This window comes from Nocardia sp. (assembly GCF_025465275.1).
Lineage (GTDB): Bacteria > Actinomycetota > Actinomycetes > Mycobacteriales > Mycobacteriaceae > Nocardia.
The window spans coordinates 15,573-31,663 of record NZ_JAODNK010000191.1 but is presented as its reverse complement, the minus strand read 5'-3'; the positions used below and the strand labels follow the sequence as shown (position 1 = coordinate 31,663).

Genomic DNA, 16,091 nt, shown 5'->3' with positions numbered 1-16,091 from the left:
AGCCGAATGTCGGACGTATGTACGCGCCTCGGTATGCGGGTTAGTACTGCCCCTAAGGTCTGGGTGCCTCTCGCAAAAATGGCGCACGAGAGGGTGGTTCGTGCGTAGTCTCCGAGATTCCAGGCCTGAAGCAGAGTTGAGCGATCTGATCACTCAACTCCGCTTCTCGCTCAACAGGCATCCGCTCGACTATCTCGACAATCTCGGCCTGTTCGATCGGGAAGTCCTGGTCGTCGATCACCGTTACGCCGCCTTCCGACAGCCCAATCGCAGAGGCACCGAACCGAACACGTGGAAAGCCATCTAGCACAACAACGGTCCCGACCCGCAGACAACGAGACACAAAATCGCAGGTCAGCCTGTTGAGATGGGCAATGCCATGGTCAAGGCTGGGGTCCTCCGCAAGGTACCCCCCGATCGCTCCATAAGCCGCGAAGAACTGTTCGACAAGCAGCAGTTGCTTGAGCGGCACTCGCATCAGAGCGGGTTGCTTCGCATGAGTCGGCGACTCAGGGCTTTCGTCAGGTCCAGCCGACGTCGTGCCCTCCCTGCCAGATCCAAGGTCATAGAGAAGCAGATGGACCTCGCGAAACGGCGTGGCACGCAACGCCTCTCGAACACGCTCGTTGAACAGTGCATCTGTTGAATAGTCGCTGGCGTTGAAATCCATCCGAAACCAGTCGAGAACAACAAGATTGGCATGCGAGAAGCCGGTGAAGTCGTATCGCTTACCCGATTTGTCCTCAATAACTTCTGCCAGCCGCATATGGAAATCTTCGCGGGAATGCGGCTTGGCGATTATGGCCGGCAGACCCTCGTACTTTGTCTTCCCATCCTGATCCCTAACGACTACATCTTGGACATCGAGTATGGCGGCGTCCTCCTTGATCGGCGAACGAGTCTTGTCCCACAACGACTCCATGTAACCCGGCATCGCGTGGAGCCGCGCGTATGTCTCATTCGGGAACAGCTGGGTAATCTCGACACCGAACGGCTCGCGCACCTCATGACCGTGGAGCGCAAAGTCGGGACGTTCCCGCTCTTCGATCAGAACGAAATCGCCTGGCCGATAGACAAACTCAAGTGTGATGCGCTCCTGTATGCGCTTACGCTGCTCGTTGGTCATGTCGGCAAAGGGATCGGCCGCGGGTGTCATAACCGCGCACGATAGTGCAAACACGCCTCCATGGCCATCCGATTATTGAGGGATACTTGTACGGCTTCCGAGCACCCGAATCGGCGATGCGGCAGCGGAGCCAAGGCGGCCAAAGTCTTTGACATGCCCTACCGGGCGCGGATCCTGACCACCGATAAGCCTCACTTATCGGGGGTCAGGATTCGGCTTCCCCGGAGGTCAGATCGGCCGGTCATCGAGCCCTGACGAGCGGCGTCAAGTTAGTGCTTCGCCATCCTTCCGGTACCCGACATCTGCAAGGCGTAGCGTCCGATCTCCACGAGCGCGTCCGTGATGCTGTCCAGGCCGTATGTGACATCGTCGATGGTCACAGCCGGTAGCCGATCATGACCATGGGTCGAGTCATCGATGCCCTCACGTGCGTTGTCGTACCACGATCGTTCGACCACGCCGCCGTCGCGGAGAACAGCCTTCGCGGCTTCGATTCGGTCCCGGTGGGCGGCACGCAGTACGTCCACCCGTCCGATTGCCATCTCGGCGGCGTCGACTGCTGCGGCAATCTCGGCGAGAGGGGGAATCGGAAGGTCTTTGCGCACAGCCGATTTCGCTGATTCCTGACGCTTGCTCAGTTCGCGCCCGGCCTTGGCGCGCGCCTTCGTGCCTTCGGCAGCCAACTCGTCGCGTTTGGCCTCTGCGCTGGCCTCTGCCTGTGCGGCGGCCAGTTCGGCGGCCGACACATGAGCACCCGCACGAATGGCCTCCTCAAGGGCAGCCAGCGTGCGGGCGGCCTGCGTTCGTTCCTCGTCCGCGCAGCGAGCCGCTTCGGCGTCGACTTCGGCGCGTTGCTGCGCGAGATGCGCTGGGATTGCATTTAGCACCTGACGCAGTTCGTTGGCGGTGGGGTATTCGTCGGCAGAGATGTACTTGCCGGTTACCTGGGCGATCAGGTGGTAACGGTCGCCGCGATCCGGGAGCGCACGGTTTACTGCTGCGGCGAAGTGGCGGCGTTCGTCGCGCTCGGCGTGGTCAGCAGCGATGGCAGAGGGCTGGGACATGGTGAATCTCCTTGCAGTGGTGGGCTATTCGGATGGGCTGGCGATCGCTGGCTTGTCGCCGAGCATCGCTGTGAGCCATCCGTCGACCGCGCTGAGAGCGGCGTCGGTCTGTTCGTGGGATTCGAGCTTGAGGGACTTGTCGATCGCGACGCCTGCCACGATGGCGAGGTCGCGCAGTTCCCTAGGCGAGGCCTCGGGCCGGTCGAGCGCATCGGAGGCCACTTCGAGCAGTCGCCCAACCAGCAGGGTGCGCCGCTGCTGTGCCGTGGCCTTGCATACCTCGGTGGCGGCGGCAGTCGCGCTCGCGTCGAACGAGATGCCCGCCAGCTCTGCGGCGTTCGACACGGTGCCAGCCGACGCACCAAGCGTTCGCGCGATCTCGTTTCGGCCCAGTCCCTGCGCACGCAGTCGCGCCACCTCCGGCGCGATCTCCTGCGCGCGCGTACGTTTTGGGCCGTGACCGGTCACAGCGGCGGCCATGGCTTCTCCTGAGCGAGGGCGGTGTGGTCGCTTCCGATTTCGAATCCTTCGAGTGCGTCGGCAATTCGGCCGGCGAGGCTCCGTGCGGCGGTGGGGTGCATGTCCAGGCGCAGGCCGGGGCCGCTGATCACAAGGGTGTTGCCTCGTGCGGAACGGTGGACCGTGAAGACTTCGGCACCGAAAAGGCTGCGGCGGGTGCGCAGTTCGGATCTCGGAGCGGACGGGTCGGTGGTCATTCGGGTTCTCCTGATAGGTGTTCCGGCAGAACTCGTGTGTCCCAGAGGTGTTGGCGCTGGACCAGACGCAGGGCACAAGCACCGGCAAGGCATCGGACGGTTCCCAGATCGCCCCGGAGAGCGGCTGCACGGAGGGCGCGGGTGTCTCGCAGGTCGGCGACGAGGTGCGCCCGGTGTAGTCCCAGGTACGCGCTGGCGGCGTCATTGGGCATGATTCGGATTCCTTGCGCTAGGCGGGCAAGCGCACCCTCGGCGCTCCAGATCACGGACGCGCACCCGCAGACTCGCGTTCTCCCGGCGTAGGGCGCGGACGTAGCGCTGTTCCCACTCGGGGAGCTGTTCCACCGAATCCGCGGAAGCATTGCAGTGTTCAAATCGGGGTCGCCTCACGCCGCCATCGCCCCGCCCTCGTTCTTCGCGACGTACTCGAGATGGATGCGCATGGCCTTCTCCTGGCTTGTCTCGATGCGAAAGAACTTGGCTGTCTGAGCCATCACTGCTTTTCGTGTGGCCTCGGACGCGGGCTGTGATCGTTCGGCGCTGGTACCAAGAGCCGCAGGACTACCGCCGAGCAATCGCGCCAGCCGCCCATCACGTTCGGCGTCGCGCTGATCCCGATACACCGGCGACGCGCTGGCACGCTCGATGCGATCGTTGGACGCACGCCGCGCGAGGTCGAGCACGTGCACCGGCCGGATGCGGTCGGTGCTGGTCTTGTGATGCTCGACGACAGCGTCACGCGCCTCTCGGTAATGCATCTCACCGAGCGCAGCGAACCAAGCTTCGACGTCGGCTTCACCGATCGTCCGCTGGTCATACGTCGCGATCACAGACAACAGGTCTGCGGTCTCGTTGCGGTTCATCGTGTAATCGCTTTCTGTGCAATGAATCTGGCAGCAAGACCGACTGCCGGGCGATCGAGTGCAGGGTCGTAGTCGTCCCACTCGGGCCGTTTGAGCGCCTGTGCCTGCGCGACCCGGTCATTCGTCGTCGACTTGGGTGACGGCATGGTGCGGGCTTTGACGGCATCGCCGACGAGGTATGGCAGTAAGCCGGGACCGACCCCTGGGCGTGATTGCCAAATCTGTAGCCCAGCCTCGATGTCGCCGGACGACTTTCCCTCGGCAAGTAGCTCGGCGGCCTTTCTGGCGAGGCCGGTCCGTACGCCCGAAGGAAACTCTTGGCCGATGACGTTGTCAACGAGCGTCCAGGCTCCGGCGGGGATGCTCGAATCCTGTGCTGCGCTGCGCTTTTGTGGTTCAGGACGGTTCGGGACGGTTACTACGCCACGGCTGGCATGATTCTCGACCACCAGTGGCAGGTTTCCCGACCTTGAGTGGCACGTTTGGTCACCCCTGACGTAGTCGTTGCCGTCAGGTTCAGTCACCGGTGACATGTATTCCGATGTGGTTTCAGCGTGGTTGCGAACTCGGTCTAGCCGAAGATTCCAGACGATCGGTGGCCGGTGGCCAGTGCTGTAGCGACGAGCGAGTCGCTGATCGCCACGCTCGATGAGCCCTTTTTCCTCCAGCGATTCGATCGCACGCGCGACAGTGCGCAAACTGCATCGGGCATACCCGGCAAGGGTGGCCTGCGAGGGAAAGGCAACCGTGCCATCAGCATTGGCGTGCTCGCCGAGACCGATCAGCACGACCTGTTCGCGCCCGCTCACGCCGGACGCGCTTTTGAGTGCCCAGACAATCGCTTCAATACTCAAGGAAATGCTCGGATTCTCTTGCAGCGCTTGCATTTACCTGTTCAGCGCGGGCGTGTGCGAATGAGGTTCGGGCGACACACAAGACGTTCTCAGGCAGCGACACTCTCCGCACTCAGAAGGCGACGCAGATCGGCCGTGACGACTCGGTACCGCGTACCAACTCGCACCACCTTGCAAGGAAAGTCACCTGCTCGGGCGAGCTGGTACGCCGTCGATCGTGCGATACCGAGCGCAGCCGCAGCATCCCCCACGGCCATGGTGGGGGTCGTGATGTGAGCGAAGTCGTAGAGCATGACGCACCTTTCGAGCATTTGCCGGTTTCAGTGGACGGTCCTTGCGCGCCGCAGACTTGGCGCGGCAACAGCATCTGGAACTGGACCCCGGGTCGCGGGGAGAAACTACCGCCGCTCTGACTGGATTGCAGAATTGGAGTCGCTTGGATTCCGCGCAATATTGGCAGTATCCTCTCGAAAATGACGCAATCGACGTGGAAGGACTCCACCGTCCGAAGGATCGCCGAACAGATCAGACGCCATCGGGGCGACCGCTCTGCGCAGTGGTTGTCCGATCGCACCGCTGAGCTGGGGTACCGAGTCACCCGCGCAACGATTTCCGATCTCGAAGTCGGACGACGAACCCGACTCGAGGTGACACAGCTGTTAGTACTCGCGCGCGCCCTCGACGTCCCGCCGATATTGCTGCTGTTCCCGGATGTTCCCGATGGTCCCGTCGCGTACCTCCCGGGCGAAATCGACCAGTCGATAAGGGCTATCGAGTGGTTCGTCGGCGAGAATCTGCCGCCCTCCGCACCGGGCAACACTCTGCCTATGCAGTTGGTGCGTGAAGAACGTGACCTGAGGAGACGGCGGACCGAGCTCGAGGCCAGCCACGTCGCCACCAACCGACGCATCGCAGAGTTGCCACCGGGACAGCGCGACCCGTATCTCGACACCGTTGCGGCCCAACTACTTCGGGCAATCGCTGAGGCCGATCTTGGCATCGACAGCGTCAAGGGACGACAGCATGATGCGGGCCTCACCGTGGACGGATTCGGCAACCGGTTGACCGATTCGACGTCAGCTCAGATCTCAGGAGTGGAGAGTGCGAATGAATGAACCACGGATGTAACCCCGAAAACTCCAGCAGCACAGAAGGATTCGAGATATATGGCCATAGCAGAAGACCTCGACGACAGCAAGGACAAGAAGGGCCGCCGAGCCGAACCGATCGACAAGCGCACCGCCAAGAACGGACAGACCAGCTACACGTTCCAGGTGGACGTGGGGACCAAGCCGGACGGCACCCGCGACCGCCAGCGGTTCACCTACCGGACCCAGACCGAAGCGCGGCGCGAATACCGCCGGATCACTTCGGAAGTGGCGGCTGGGACCTTCATCCGGCCCCTGGACCTCACCCTTGACGAAGCGTGCGACGAGTGGCTCGCGGGCCGCCGCCTGCGCCGCCAGGTCACCCGCAACAACTACGTTCAGCATCTTCTGCCCGCCCGCCGCTATATGGGTGGTCGCAAGCTCTCACAGCTCACAAAGGCGGACGGGGACGCCCTCGTCACGTGGATGTTGACCCAGGGCCGCGTGGACCAGCGCCGCGCGATCAACCCAGACTCCCTATCCTCGCGGGTCGCGGCCTTCGTGGCGCTGCACACCGATGGCGTGACAACCGGCGCGATTCAGGCGGAGTTTCCAGGCCAGGAGATTCACACCCCGTTGTCGGCCCTGGTGCGCACCGGCCGTGTAACCCGAACGGGAAGGGCTGTCTATAAGGCGACCGAGTTGGCCACCGTGGAGCGCGGGGTAAAGCCCGTCACAGTACGCAGCACCTTGACGGCCTTGTCCATGATGATCCAGTCCTACGTGGACCAGGGCCGCCTGCCGCGCAACGTGATTGCGCTCGTGGAGCGTCCGGCCGATGAGATCCCGGAGGATGACGACGCCGTGGAGGCGGCGAAGTCCTGGACCGTGGCGGAGGTCCAGCGGTTCCGGGAGGCTGCGGCGGGGCACCGCCTCCACGCGTGCTGGTTGCTGTCCACGTACGGATGCGGCGGTCGGAGGTGCTGGGACTGCGTTGGACGCGCCTGGAGGCGGAGGTCAAGGTCCGGCGCGGCCGGGTCGCGGTCGGCACCGAGACGGAGGAGAACCTGCCCAAGTCCCGGCGCAGCCGTCGCGATCTCCCGCCACCCGCCGAACTGGCCGAAGCACTGCGCAGCCTGAAGACCGTGCAGCGTGCCGAGTGCCTGGCGCTGGGTATCCCGTGGTCCGACGATCGCCTGATCGCGGTGCACGCGGACGGGACTCCGCTGCGGCCTGAGTGGTACACCGATGAGTTCCAGCGGATCGCGAAAGCGGCTGGGCTGCGGCGTATCCAACTGAAGGGGCTGCGGAACACGTCGGTGTCTCTCATGCTCACGCTCGGGATTCCGGTGCATATCGTGGCGGCCTGGCATGGACACGATCCGTCCATGTCCCTGTCGGTCTACTCCGACACGCACGCAGAGGATTTGAAGGCGGCGGGGGCCGCGCTGTTCGGGTGAATTGACGGGGAGACTCCCCCGTGCGTTGGCACACTGTTGGCACATTGAGCCGACAAAGGCCCTCCCCCGAAAACGGGAAAGGGCCTCTGACTTGGAGCCGCCTGCGAGAATCGAACTCGCGACCTTTTCATTACGAGTGAAGCGCTCTACCGACTGAGCTAAGGCGGCGTGCCTTCCGGCGCTGCGAGTCTATCGTCTCGGTGCCGGATCACGAAAATCGGTGGTGACGGTCACGCGGAGCGGGCCGCGATCAGCCCGGCGACCATGGCGGCGACCGCGAAGCGGGGCTTCACATTCGTTTCCAGGGCCTCGCGGCAGTCGAGCACCGCCTGGATCGAGCGCAGCAGGCCCTCCGGGCGGACATCGGTCGCCAATTCTCGAATCTGGTCGGCCATATCGGGATGTGTGAGCGTGACACCGGTTTTCGAGATAGGCACCGTCGCCGCGCCGAATCCCACGGCGAGCGCATCCCGATACAGTCCGGCCACATCGATGAGGGCCCGATCCAGCGCGTCACGCCCGGTCCGGGTGGCACGCGACTTCTGCCGCTTCTCCAAATCCTTGAGTGCACCGGCCGACCCGCGGGTCGCCCCGGCCGCACCCTTACCGGTACCGCCGGCGCCGAGCGCCATCGCGAGCGCGTCTCGCTCCTTGTCGTCCCGGACCGCGCTCATCTGCTTGGCCTCGTCATCGGCGGACTTCACCAATTCGTCGGCGGCGGAGTAGGCCACGCCCGGACGGGTGGTCGCAGCGACCAGTGCCAGGGCCCGTTTGCGCTGGGCTCGGGCCTGATCGTCGGTGGCCAATCGGCGCGCCCGGCCGACATGACCGCCACTGACCGAGGCCGCCCAGGCCGCGGTATCGGTGGCGAGCCCATCCCGCTCACGCAGCACCTTCGCAATCGAATCGACCGACGGCGTCGCCAAATGCACGTGCCGGCACCGGGAACGCAGCGTGATCGAAATATCCTCCGGATCCACCGAAGGCGCGCACAGCAGGAAGACGGTGCGGGCCGGCGGCTCCTCCACCACCTTGAGCAGCACGTTTCCGGCCGCTTCGGTCAAACGGTCGGCATCCTCGACCACCACTACCTGCCACCGGCCGGTACTGGGCCGCCGCGACGCCACCTGCACGATCTCGCGCATCTCCTTGGTACCGATACTCAACCCCTCGGGCACCACGCGGCGCACATCGCCATGCGTTCCGGCCATGGTGGTCGTGCACGCATGACACCGCCCGCACCCCGGGCTCCCCGCATCGGTGCATTGCAGTGCCGCCGCGAAACACAGCGCCGCCACCGAACGCCCCGATCCCGGCGGCCCGGTGAACAACCACGAATGCGTCATGGCCGACGACGACACCACCGCGCCACCCCGCGCGGCCACCGCCGCAGTCGTCAACGCTGACTCGACCGTATCCTGTCCCACCAGTCGATCGAAGACTCCAGCCACGCGCTACAGACTACTGTCGCCCTCCGACACGACGGCCGGGCCGGTCCCCGAGACCGCTGCTCGCCCAGCGCCACAGCCGATTCCCCCAATACCCGGCCGCGCAACAGGAGCGCACCTCGACGACCTCCGCGTCGCATATCGAACGGCCGCAGCGCGGGTCGACCGATAGCAGCGGGCGCTCGACGCCCACGCGCTCGCCACAGGGTATGACTCGCGAGTGCGCACTACGCAAGGCACGCACGCTCAACCGGTGGGACGCACCCGATCGTCGCCGGCGCGGCTACCGGACGGAACCCGCCGAAGATCAGACCGCGCGCTGGTGGGTGGTGCTCGCGCCGTCGAAGGATTCGCGAATGATGTCGGCATGGCCGGAGTGATGGGCGATCTCGCGCAGAATGTGCAGCACGATGTAGCGCGCCGACAGCCATTCCCGCTCGGGCGCCCACGGCGCGGTCGGGGCGGGGATCGAATCGTCCAGGTTGGGCAGCTCGCGAATCAGCTTCGCGGTCTGCTCGGCGAGCACTTCCCACTCGGCGAGCAGCCCCTCGACCGTCTCGTCCGGACCCAGCTTGTACTCGGAATCCATTCCGGAGACATCGAATTCGGAGTTCGGGTCGCGCTCGACGAGGATGGTGGTCCAGTGCCGCTCGGTATTGATCACGTGATGTAGCAGACCGCCTAGCGTGAGCTCGCTGACCGTGCTCCGCTCCCGCGCCTCATCCTCTTCGATCCCGCGCAGGGTGATCCGGAAGATATCCCGCTGGCTCGCCAGGATACTGATCAGCTGTTCACGCTCGTGGTCGACCGTCATCGAATGTCCCTCCGCTGGTGCGTATTCGGGACACACGCTACGGCAGGGCACCGACAATCGGGTTGGTTGACGAGAACCCTTGACAGCGGAAATCACCCGCACGAAGCGGGTGATTTCCGGTCGGAACTATTGGGGCGCGGACTACTTGGAAACGGCAGCCTTCTTCGCCGCAGCCTTCTTGGTGGTGACCCCGTCGGCGGTCTTGGCAGCAGCCTTCTTCGCCGCAGCCTTCTTCACCACCGTGGTCTTCGATGCCGTGGCCTTCGCCGCGGTCTTCTTAGCGGCAGCCTTCTTCGCGGGCGCCTTCTTGGCCGCAGTCTTCTTCGCAACCTTCTTCACCGGCCCGCGCGCCCGCCGATCCGCCAGCAACTCCGAGGCTCGCGCATCGGTGATGGACTCCACCGCATCGTCCTTGCGCAGGCTGGCATTGGTCTCACCGTCGGTGACGTACGGACCGAATCGGCCGTCCTTGATCACCATCGGCTTCTCCGAGACCGGATCCACACCCAGCTCACGCAGCGGCGGCGCACTGGCCGACTGCCCGCCGCGCCGCTTGGGCTCGGCGTAGATCTTGAGCGCATCCTCCAGCGAGACCGTGAAGATCTGGTCCTCACCGGTCAGCGACCGCGAATCGGTGCCCTTCTTCAGATACGGCCCGTAGCGGCCGTTCTGCGCGGTGATCTCCTCATTCGAGGTCGGATCGACACCCACCACACGCGGCAGCGACAACAACTTCAAGGCGTCGTCGAGCGTAATGCTTTCCAAATCCATGGATTTGAACAGCGATCCGGTGCGCGGCTTCGGCGCGACCGCCTTCTTCGCGCCCTTCTTGGCCTCGGGCTCCTCCGCCGGTTCGGGCAGCACCTCGGTCACGTACGGACCGAAACGCCCTTCCTTGGCGACGATTTCGTGCTGGGTGTTCGGATCGACGCCCAGCGAGCGCCCCTCCTGCGGAGTCGAGAACAGCTTCTCCGTGACATCCAGCGTCAACTCGTCCGGCGGCAGATCATCGGGCAGGTTGGCGCGCTGCGAGATCGGATCACCGTCCGGGTCATCAGGATTGATGATCATGCGCTCCAGATACGGCCCGAACTTGCCGACCCGGACGACCACATCGCGGCCCTCGTCGTCGGCGAAGAGCCGGATCGAGTTGACCTCGCGCGCATCGATACCGTCGAGCCGCTCGCTCACCATCTTCTTCAGGCCGCCGGACCGCGCCACCGAACCGTCGGCGCCGTCGTCACCACCGAAGTAGAAGCTGGACAACCAGTTTCCGCGCTGCGCCCGACCACCGGCGATGGCGTCGAGATCGTCCTCCATGGCCGCGGTGAAGTCGAAGTCCACCAGCCGGCCGAAATGCGCCTCCAGCAGACCGATTACCGCGAACGCCACCCACGACGGCACCAGCGCACTACCGCGCTTGTACACATACCCGCGATCGAGAATCGTCTTGATGATCGACGCGTAGGTGGAAGGACGCCCGATACCGAGCTCTTCCAACGTCTTGATCAGCGAGGCTTCCGTGAAACGCGGCGGCGGATTGGTGGTGTGCCCGTCCGGCGCCAGCTCGATGGCTGTCACCGCCTGGCCCTCGGTCAGCGCGGGCAGCCGGGATTCGGCGTCATCGGACTGGCCGCCCGCCTCCTCGTCAACACTCTCCACGTACGCCTTGAGGAAGCCCGCGAAGGTGAGCGTCCGGCCGGACGACGAAAACACGCACTCCTCACCGGTATTCGCGACACCGGTGATGCGAACGGTCAGCGTGGTGCCGCGCGCATCGACCATCTGCGAGGCCACCGTGCGCTGCCAGATCAGCTCGTAGAGCCGGAATTCGTCATTGTCGACCCGCGCGTGCAACTGCCCCGGCGTGATGAACACATCACCGGAGGGGCGAATCGCCTCGTGTGCCTCCTGCGCGTTCTTGACCTTGCGGGTGTACTGCCGCGGCGTCGGGCTCACATACTCCGCGCCGTACAGCTGCGTGGCCTGCGCCCGCGCCGACTGGATGGCCGACTCCGACAGCGTGGTCGAGTCGGTACGCATGTAGGTGATGTAGCCGTTTTCATACAGTCGCTGCGCGACCCGCATCGTGCGCTCGGAAGTGAAGCGCAACTTGCGCGCGGCCTCCTGCTGCAGCGTCGAGGTCATGAACGGCGCATACGGTTTCCGCGTGTACGGCTTGGACTCGACCGAGCTGACCGTCAGCGCCTCGCCCTGCAGCGATTCCGCCAGCCGCTGCGCGTAGCCTGCGTCCAGCACGGTGACACCCGACGACTTCAACTGACCGTCGGCGCCGAAATCGCGACCGGTCGCCACCCGCGAACCCGCGACGGTGACAAGACGCGCGCCGAAGACCCGCGGATTCCCCTCGCCCTGATCGCCCGCGTCCAGCTTGGCCGCGATATCCCAGTACTCGGCGGAACGGAACGCCATGCGCTCCCGCTCCCGCTGCACGATGACGCGCGTCGCCACGGACTGCACCCGGCCCGCCGACAGCCGCGGCATGACCTTCTTCCACAGCACCGGCGAAACTTCGTAACCGTAGAGCCGATCGAGGATGCGGCGCGTCTCCTGAGCGTCGACCAAATCCTTATCGAGCTCGCGCGTGTCGGCGGCTGCGGCGAGGATGGCCGGCTCGGTGATCTCGTGGAACACCATGCGTCTGACCGGGACCTTGGGCTTCAGGGTCTCCAGCAGATGCCACGCGATGGCTTCGCCCTCGCGGTCGGGGTCAGTGGCGAGATAAAGTTCGTCGGCGTCGGCGAGCAGGCTTTTCAGCTCTGCGACCTTGGCCTTCTTATCCGGGCTGACCACATAGATGGCCTCGAAATCATGGTCGACGTCGACGCCGAGCCGAGCCCATTGCTCGCCCTTGTATTTGGCAGGCACATCCGCCGCACCTCGCGGCAGGTCCCGAATATGCCCCACCGACGCCTCGACCACATAGCCGCGGCCCAGGTAGGGGGCAATTTTCCGGGCCTTGGTCGGCGACTCGACGATGACGAGACGACGCAGGGGCCGACCCTGGTCGGGCGCTGCCTTGGAGTTCGGCGCTGCACCGCGGTCTCGTGTTGCCACCGGCGAACACACCTTTCCTGTCGATCCGCGCTGCGTCGTTTACATGTCACGGCGCGCGATACGCGGCTGGGGCAAGCGGCTGCGATTACTGATTATCGCTGCCAGCAACGTTTATACCGTGTTCAGAGGCTCGGCCTCGGTCGCAGCGACGATATGGCCCCGGGTTGTGATCGAGTGTAGTGGGTCCGGATATGGCTCGTCCCCCACCGCCGCGTGGCGATGGGGGACGGATACCTAGATGGGTGAGCCCGCTCAGGCGAGCGCGCGAACACCGGTGGCCTGCGGGCCCTTGGTGCCCTGGCCGACCTCGAACTCGACCTTCTGGTTCTCTTCGAGGGTGCGGAAGCCCGAACCCTGGATCTCGGAGTAGTGGACGAAGACGTCAGCGGACCCGTCCTCGGGCGCGATGAAGCCGAACCCCTTCTCCGCGTTGAACCACTTCACAGTTCCCTGTGCCATTCTGTTCCTTCTCTTTCCATACCGGAACGGTAGACAAGTAGGTTCGTCCACCGGGTCCGTTGAGACCGCTGTACTCTGTTCCCCCTGCAGGAAAGCCATCAGTACACCGTTCGCAACATCGATCCTGCTTGATGGTTTGGACTTTAGATCCGTTCCCTCGAACACAGAAGCTTGCGACCAGGAACCAGTGAACCATGTCCGCGAGCAATTCAACAGCTGAGTTACCCACAATTTGCAAAAAAGATGATCTTGCGAATGCGCAGGTGAGGGGCATAATGCCCAAATCCGTACTCGAAGTAGGTTTGCTTCCGGATAACAGAGCGAGCATCCGGCAAACCCCCTGCGACACAGGTCGCTACTCTGTAGTGAAATGGCAGGTAGAGGACCAGACATACACACGTTTCGCACCCCACTCGCCCAGCAAGGCGGCCTGACCATGATTCCGGCAGACCCGGCGAGCGTTCTGGGAAGCCCCCGCGACACCAGCTATGGCCAATCGTTGCTGAATCGTGTCCTTACCGGGGCAGGAGCCGGCGACACCCGTCTCACCCACGTCGCGGAGTTGCCGCCACGTGCGGCTCAGGTCACGAATTGGCCCGAATGGGCGTCCTCCGACGTAATAGCCGCAGTGCGTGCTGTGGGGGTGGAAGCACCTTGGATTCATCAGACGCAGGCCGCCGACCTGGCCGCGGAGGGGCGGCACGTCGTCGTTTCCACAGGCACCGCCTCCGGGAAATCGCTCGCCTACCAGCTGCCTGTACTTACCGCGCTGCAGCAGGACCCCCGGGCCACCGCCCTTTATCTGGCTCCCACCAAAGCGCTCGGGGCCGATCAACTGCGGATGGCAACCGAGCTGACCAGCCAAGATCCGCTGCGCGGCATTCATCCCGCGCCTTATGACGGCGATACGCCCACCGAGATAAGGCAGTGGGTACGGGCCAACTCCCGCTGGGTCTTCACCAATCCGGACATGCTGCACGTCGGGATGCTGCGGTCGCATCAGCGCTGGGCCCGGCTGCTGCGGCAGTTGAAGTACGTGGTGGTCGACGAATGCCACACCTACCGGGGCGTTTTCGGGTCGCACGTGGCGCTGGTGCTGCGTCGGCTGCGGCGGCTGGCAGCGCGATACGGCGCCGATCCGGTATTCGTACTGTGCTCGGCCACCACCGCTGAACCGGCGGCCACGGCCTCGCGGCTCATCGGCGCACCCTGCGTCGCGGTCACCGAGGACGGGTCGCCGCAGGGGGCGCGGACAGTCGCGCTGTGGGAGCCGCCGCTCATCGGCGGCGGCGTGACCGGGGAAAATGGTGCGGCCGTGCGTAGATCGGCAGGGGCGGAGGCCGCCAAGATCATGGCCGATCTGGTGACCGAGGGGGCGCGCACGCTCACCTTCGTCAGGTCCCGGCGTGGGGCCGAGGCCATTGCCATGGATACCCGGCGGCTGCTCGCCGACATCGATGTCACGCTGCCCGAACGGGTCGCGGCCTACCGGGCCGGTTATCTGGCGGAAGATCGGCGGGCGCTCGAAGCAGCACTGTCAGAGGGGTCTCTGCTGGGTGTGGCCACCACCAATGCCCTCGAGCTGGGCCTGGATATCGCCGGGCTGGATGCCGTTGTAGTGGCCGGATATCCGGGCACGGTCGCCTCGTTCTGGCAGCAGGCCGGGCGGGCCGGACGGCGGACGCAAGGGTCATTGGTGCTGCTCATCGCCCGTGACGACCCGCTGGACACCTACCTGGTCCATCACCCGGAGGCGCTGCTCGGACGGCCCGTCGAGGCCACCATCACCGATCCGCACAATCCGTATGTGCTCGGTCCGCACCTGCTGTGCGCGGCCATGGAACAGCCGCTCACCGATGCCGAGGTGCTCGAGTACCGGGCCTGGGAATTGCTGTCCGACCTGGCCCGACAGGGTTTGATCCGGCGGCGGGCAGGAGCCGGCAGGGACGGGACCGCACGCTGGTTCGTCACCGCCGACGCCCACCCGCACGATGCGGTGGACGTGCGCGGCGGCATCGGCAGCGCGATCGCGGTGGTCGACGGGGAGAGCGGGCGCATGCTCGGCACCACGGACGCCGGACGGGCGCCGGCCACCCTGCACGAAGGGGCCGTGCACCTGCATCAGGGCGAGAGCTATGTGGTCGATGAACTGGACCTGGAGGAAGGCGTCGCGCTGGTGCACGCCGAGACTCCGGGGTGGACCACCAGCGCCCGGGCGGTGACCTCCATCGAGGTCGAGGAGATGACCGAACACGAGACATATGGCCCGGTCACCATTGCTTTGGCGCAGGTGCTGGTGACCCGGCAGGTGATCGGATACCTGCGACGGCTGCCCAGCGGCGAAGTTCTGGACATGGTGCCGCTGGAGCTGCCGGCGCAGATCCTGCCGACCCGGGCTGTCCTCTATACCGTCACGCCGGACCTGCTGTCGCGGGCCGGAATCGACCCCCGACAGGCGGCGGGAGCGCTGCACGCCGCCGAACACGCCGCCATCGGCATGCTGCCGCTGGTCGCGACCTGCGATCGCTGGGATATCGGTGGGGTGTCGACCGCAGAACATCCCGATACCGGGCTGCCCACGGTGTTCGTCTACGACGGGCATCCCGGGGGCGCGGGCTTCGCCGAACGCGGGTTCGCACGGCTGCGGCAGTGGCTGACTGCGACGCTGGCGGCCATCGAATCCTGTGGCTGCGGTAGCGGCTGCCCGTCCTGCGTACAGTCTCCGAAGTGCGGAAATGGCAATAATCCGCTGGACAAGACGGGCGCGGCGCGGCTGCTGACCGCAGTACTGGCAGCCCTCGGCAATGGTGACGGGGACCACACCGAACCGTGATCGAGGCGTCGCCGAAGCGAGGCCGGAACGCCATCCGACCAGCTGGTCACGGTCCGGCGGTGGGCAGCACCGACGGCGTGGCGCAAGACTCGGTACGAGTCATGCACAGCGGGCCTGATAGCCGAATAAAGAGGGATGTGATCCGGTTAACTGAGCAGTTGCCCCGTTCGATAATGTCGATCATGCATTTACCAGTGCATTTAGTCGATTCCAAGTTTCGGATCGAATAGGAAAGAGTCGGCGGCCAAACTATTCGCCTACCACTTTCATCCAATATCGACATTGATC

15 protein-coding genes and 1 tRNA gene are annotated in these 16,091 nt (G+C 64.9%); 4 read left to right on the top strand and 12 right to left on the bottom strand.

What is annotated here, in order from left to right:
• Positions 1-52 precede the first annotated feature (52 nt).
• From JWN03_RS39190 to JWN03_RS39175, 4 genes are all read right to left on the bottom strand, one after another.
• Positions 53-1,156 (bottom strand): hypothetical protein, encoded by a 1,104-nt coding sequence (locus JWN03_RS39190; RefSeq protein ID WP_297626463.1) that lies wholly within the window; start codon positions 1,154-1,156, stop codon positions 53-55.
• A 239-nt stretch (positions 1,157-1,395) separates the two neighbouring features.
• Positions 1,396-2,190, bottom strand: a complete 795-nt coding sequence (locus tag JWN03_RS39185; protein ID WP_297626460.1) for a hypothetical protein — start codon at positions 2,188-2,190, stop codon at positions 1,396-1,398.
• A 24-nt stretch (positions 2,191-2,214) separates the two neighbouring features.
• A complete protein-coding gene (locus JWN03_RS39180; RefSeq protein ID WP_297626458.1) occupies positions 2,215-2,670 on the bottom strand; it encodes a hypothetical protein in 456 nt (151 codons plus the stop codon).
• On the bottom strand, positions 2,655-2,906 hold the full coding sequence (locus JWN03_RS39175) for a hypothetical protein (protein ID WP_297626455.1): 252 nt from the start codon (positions 2,904-2,906) through the stop codon (positions 2,655-2,657). The genes JWN03_RS39180 and JWN03_RS39175 overlap by 16 nt, the downstream gene beginning before the upstream one ends.
• A gap of 50 nt (positions 2,907-2,956) precedes the next feature.
• Here JWN03_RS39175 and JWN03_RS39170 point away from each other — a divergent pair, with 50 nt between their 5' ends.
• Complete coding sequence (locus JWN03_RS39170; RefSeq protein WP_297626452.1) at positions 2,957-3,085, top strand: hypothetical protein; 129 nt, start codon at positions 2,957-2,959, stop codon at positions 3,083-3,085.
• A gap of 207 nt (positions 3,086-3,292) precedes the next feature.
• Here JWN03_RS39170 and JWN03_RS39165 read toward each other — a convergent pair whose 3' ends face one another.
• The 3 genes from JWN03_RS39165 to JWN03_RS39155 are packed head-to-tail and all read right to left on the bottom strand — an operon-like array spanning position 3,293 to position 4,880.
• Complete coding sequence (locus tag JWN03_RS39165) at positions 3,293-3,769, bottom strand: hypothetical protein (protein WP_297626450.1); 477 nt, start codon at positions 3,767-3,769, stop codon at positions 3,293-3,295.
• A complete protein-coding gene (locus tag JWN03_RS39160) occupies positions 3,766-4,656 on the bottom strand; it encodes a helix-turn-helix domain-containing protein (protein ID WP_297626446.1) in 891 nt (296 codons plus the stop codon). The genes JWN03_RS39165 and JWN03_RS39160 overlap by 4 nt, the downstream gene beginning before the upstream one ends.
• Positions 4,657-4,712: 56 nt before the next feature.
• A complete protein-coding gene (locus JWN03_RS39155; protein WP_297626547.1) occupies positions 4,713-4,880 on the bottom strand; it encodes a helix-turn-helix domain-containing protein in 168 nt (55 codons plus the stop codon).
• 216 nt (positions 4,881-5,096) lie between these two features.
• Here JWN03_RS39155 and JWN03_RS39150 point away from each other — a divergent pair, with 216 nt between their 5' ends.
• Complete coding sequence (locus tag JWN03_RS39150; protein WP_297626443.1) at positions 5,097-5,738, top strand: helix-turn-helix domain-containing protein; 642 nt, start codon at positions 5,097-5,099, stop codon at positions 5,736-5,738.
• A gap of 938 nt (positions 5,739-6,676) precedes the next feature.
• Complete coding sequence (locus tag JWN03_RS39145) at positions 6,677-7,171, top strand: tyrosine-type recombinase/integrase (RefSeq protein WP_297626440.1); 495 nt, start codon at positions 6,677-6,679, stop codon at positions 7,169-7,171.
• 92 nt (positions 7,172-7,263) lie between these two features.
• Here the strand turns inward: JWN03_RS39145 and JWN03_RS39140 are convergent.
• The 5 genes from JWN03_RS39140 to JWN03_RS39120 form a co-directional block, all read right to left on the bottom strand.
• Positions 7,264-7,339: transfer RNA gene (locus JWN03_RS39140), tRNA-Thr, on the bottom strand.
• Positions 7,340-7,401: 62 nt separating this feature from the next.
• Positions 7,402-8,622 (bottom strand): DNA polymerase III subunit delta', encoded by a 1,221-nt coding sequence (locus JWN03_RS39135; protein WP_297626437.1) that lies wholly within the window; start codon positions 8,620-8,622, stop codon positions 7,402-7,404.
• Positions 8,623-8,926: 304 nt separating this feature from the next.
• Positions 8,927-9,433, bottom strand: coding sequence for a mycothiol transferase (locus JWN03_RS39130; RefSeq protein ID WP_297626434.1), 507 nt, complete (start codon positions 9,431-9,433; stop codon positions 8,927-8,929).
• Positions 9,434-9,574: 141 nt separating this feature from the next.
• Entirely contained in the window at positions 9,575-12,511 is a 2,937-nt protein-coding gene (topA, locus tag JWN03_RS39125; RefSeq protein WP_441343140.1) for a type I DNA topoisomerase, read from the bottom strand.
• Between the two features lie 252 nt (positions 12,512-12,763).
• Positions 12,764-12,970: a cold-shock protein gene (locus JWN03_RS39120; RefSeq protein ID WP_297626431.1), complete on the bottom strand. Its 207-nt coding sequence runs from the start codon at positions 12,968-12,970 to the stop codon at positions 12,764-12,766.
• A 436-nt stretch (positions 12,971-13,406) separates the two neighbouring features.
• On the opposite strand from JWN03_RS39120, the gene JWN03_RS39115 reads away from it, so the two are divergent.
• Positions 13,407-15,803: a DEAD/DEAH box helicase gene (locus tag JWN03_RS39115; RefSeq protein WP_297626428.1), complete on the top strand. Its 2,397-nt coding sequence runs from the start codon at positions 13,407-13,409 to the stop codon at positions 15,801-15,803.
• Positions 15,804-16,091 lie beyond the last annotated feature (288 nt).

Excerpts from the sequence above, each read along its gene's own strand:
- JWN03_RS39190 (WP_297626463.1), bottom strand. The coding sequence starts at position 1,156 with ATGACACCCGCGGCCGATCCCTTTGCCGACATGACCAACGAGCAGCGT.
- JWN03_RS39185 (WP_297626460.1), bottom strand. The coding sequence starts at position 2,190 with ATGTCCCAGCCCTCTGCCATCGCTGCTGACCACGCCGAGCGCGACGAA.
- JWN03_RS39180 (WP_297626458.1), bottom strand. The coding sequence starts at position 2,670 with ATGGCCGCCGCTGTGACCGGTCACGGCCCAAAACGTACGCGCGCGCAG.
- JWN03_RS39175 (WP_297626455.1), bottom strand. The coding sequence starts at position 2,906 with ATGACCACCGACCCGTCCGCTCCGAGATCCGAACTGCGCACCCGCCGC.
- JWN03_RS39165 (WP_297626450.1), bottom strand. The coding sequence starts at position 3,769 with ATGAACCGCAACGAGACCGCAGACCTGTTGTCTGTGATCGCGACGTAT.
- JWN03_RS39160 (WP_297626446.1), bottom strand. The coding sequence starts at position 4,656 with ATGCAAGCGCTGCAAGAGAATCCGAGCATTTCCTTGAGTATTGAAGCG.
- JWN03_RS39155 (WP_297626547.1), bottom strand. The coding sequence starts at position 4,880 with ATGGCCGTGGGGGATGCTGCGGCTGCGCTCGGTATCGCACGATCGACG.
- JWN03_RS39150 (WP_297626443.1), top strand. The coding sequence starts at position 5,097 with ATGACGCAATCGACGTGGAAGGACTCCACCGTCCGAAGGATCGCCGAA.
- JWN03_RS39145 (WP_297626440.1), top strand. The coding sequence starts at position 6,677 with ATGCGGCGGTCGGAGGTGCTGGGACTGCGTTGGACGCGCCTGGAGGCG.
- JWN03_RS39130 (WP_297626434.1), bottom strand. The coding sequence starts at position 9,433 with ATGACGGTCGACCACGAGCGTGAACAGCTGATCAGTATCCTGGCGAGC.
- JWN03_RS39120 (WP_297626431.1), bottom strand. The coding sequence starts at position 12,970 with ATGGCACAGGGAACTGTGAAGTGGTTCAACGCGGAGAAGGGGTTCGGC.
- JWN03_RS39115 (WP_297626428.1), top strand. The coding sequence starts at position 13,407 with ATGATTCCGGCAGACCCGGCGAGCGTTCTGGGAAGCCCCCGCGACACC.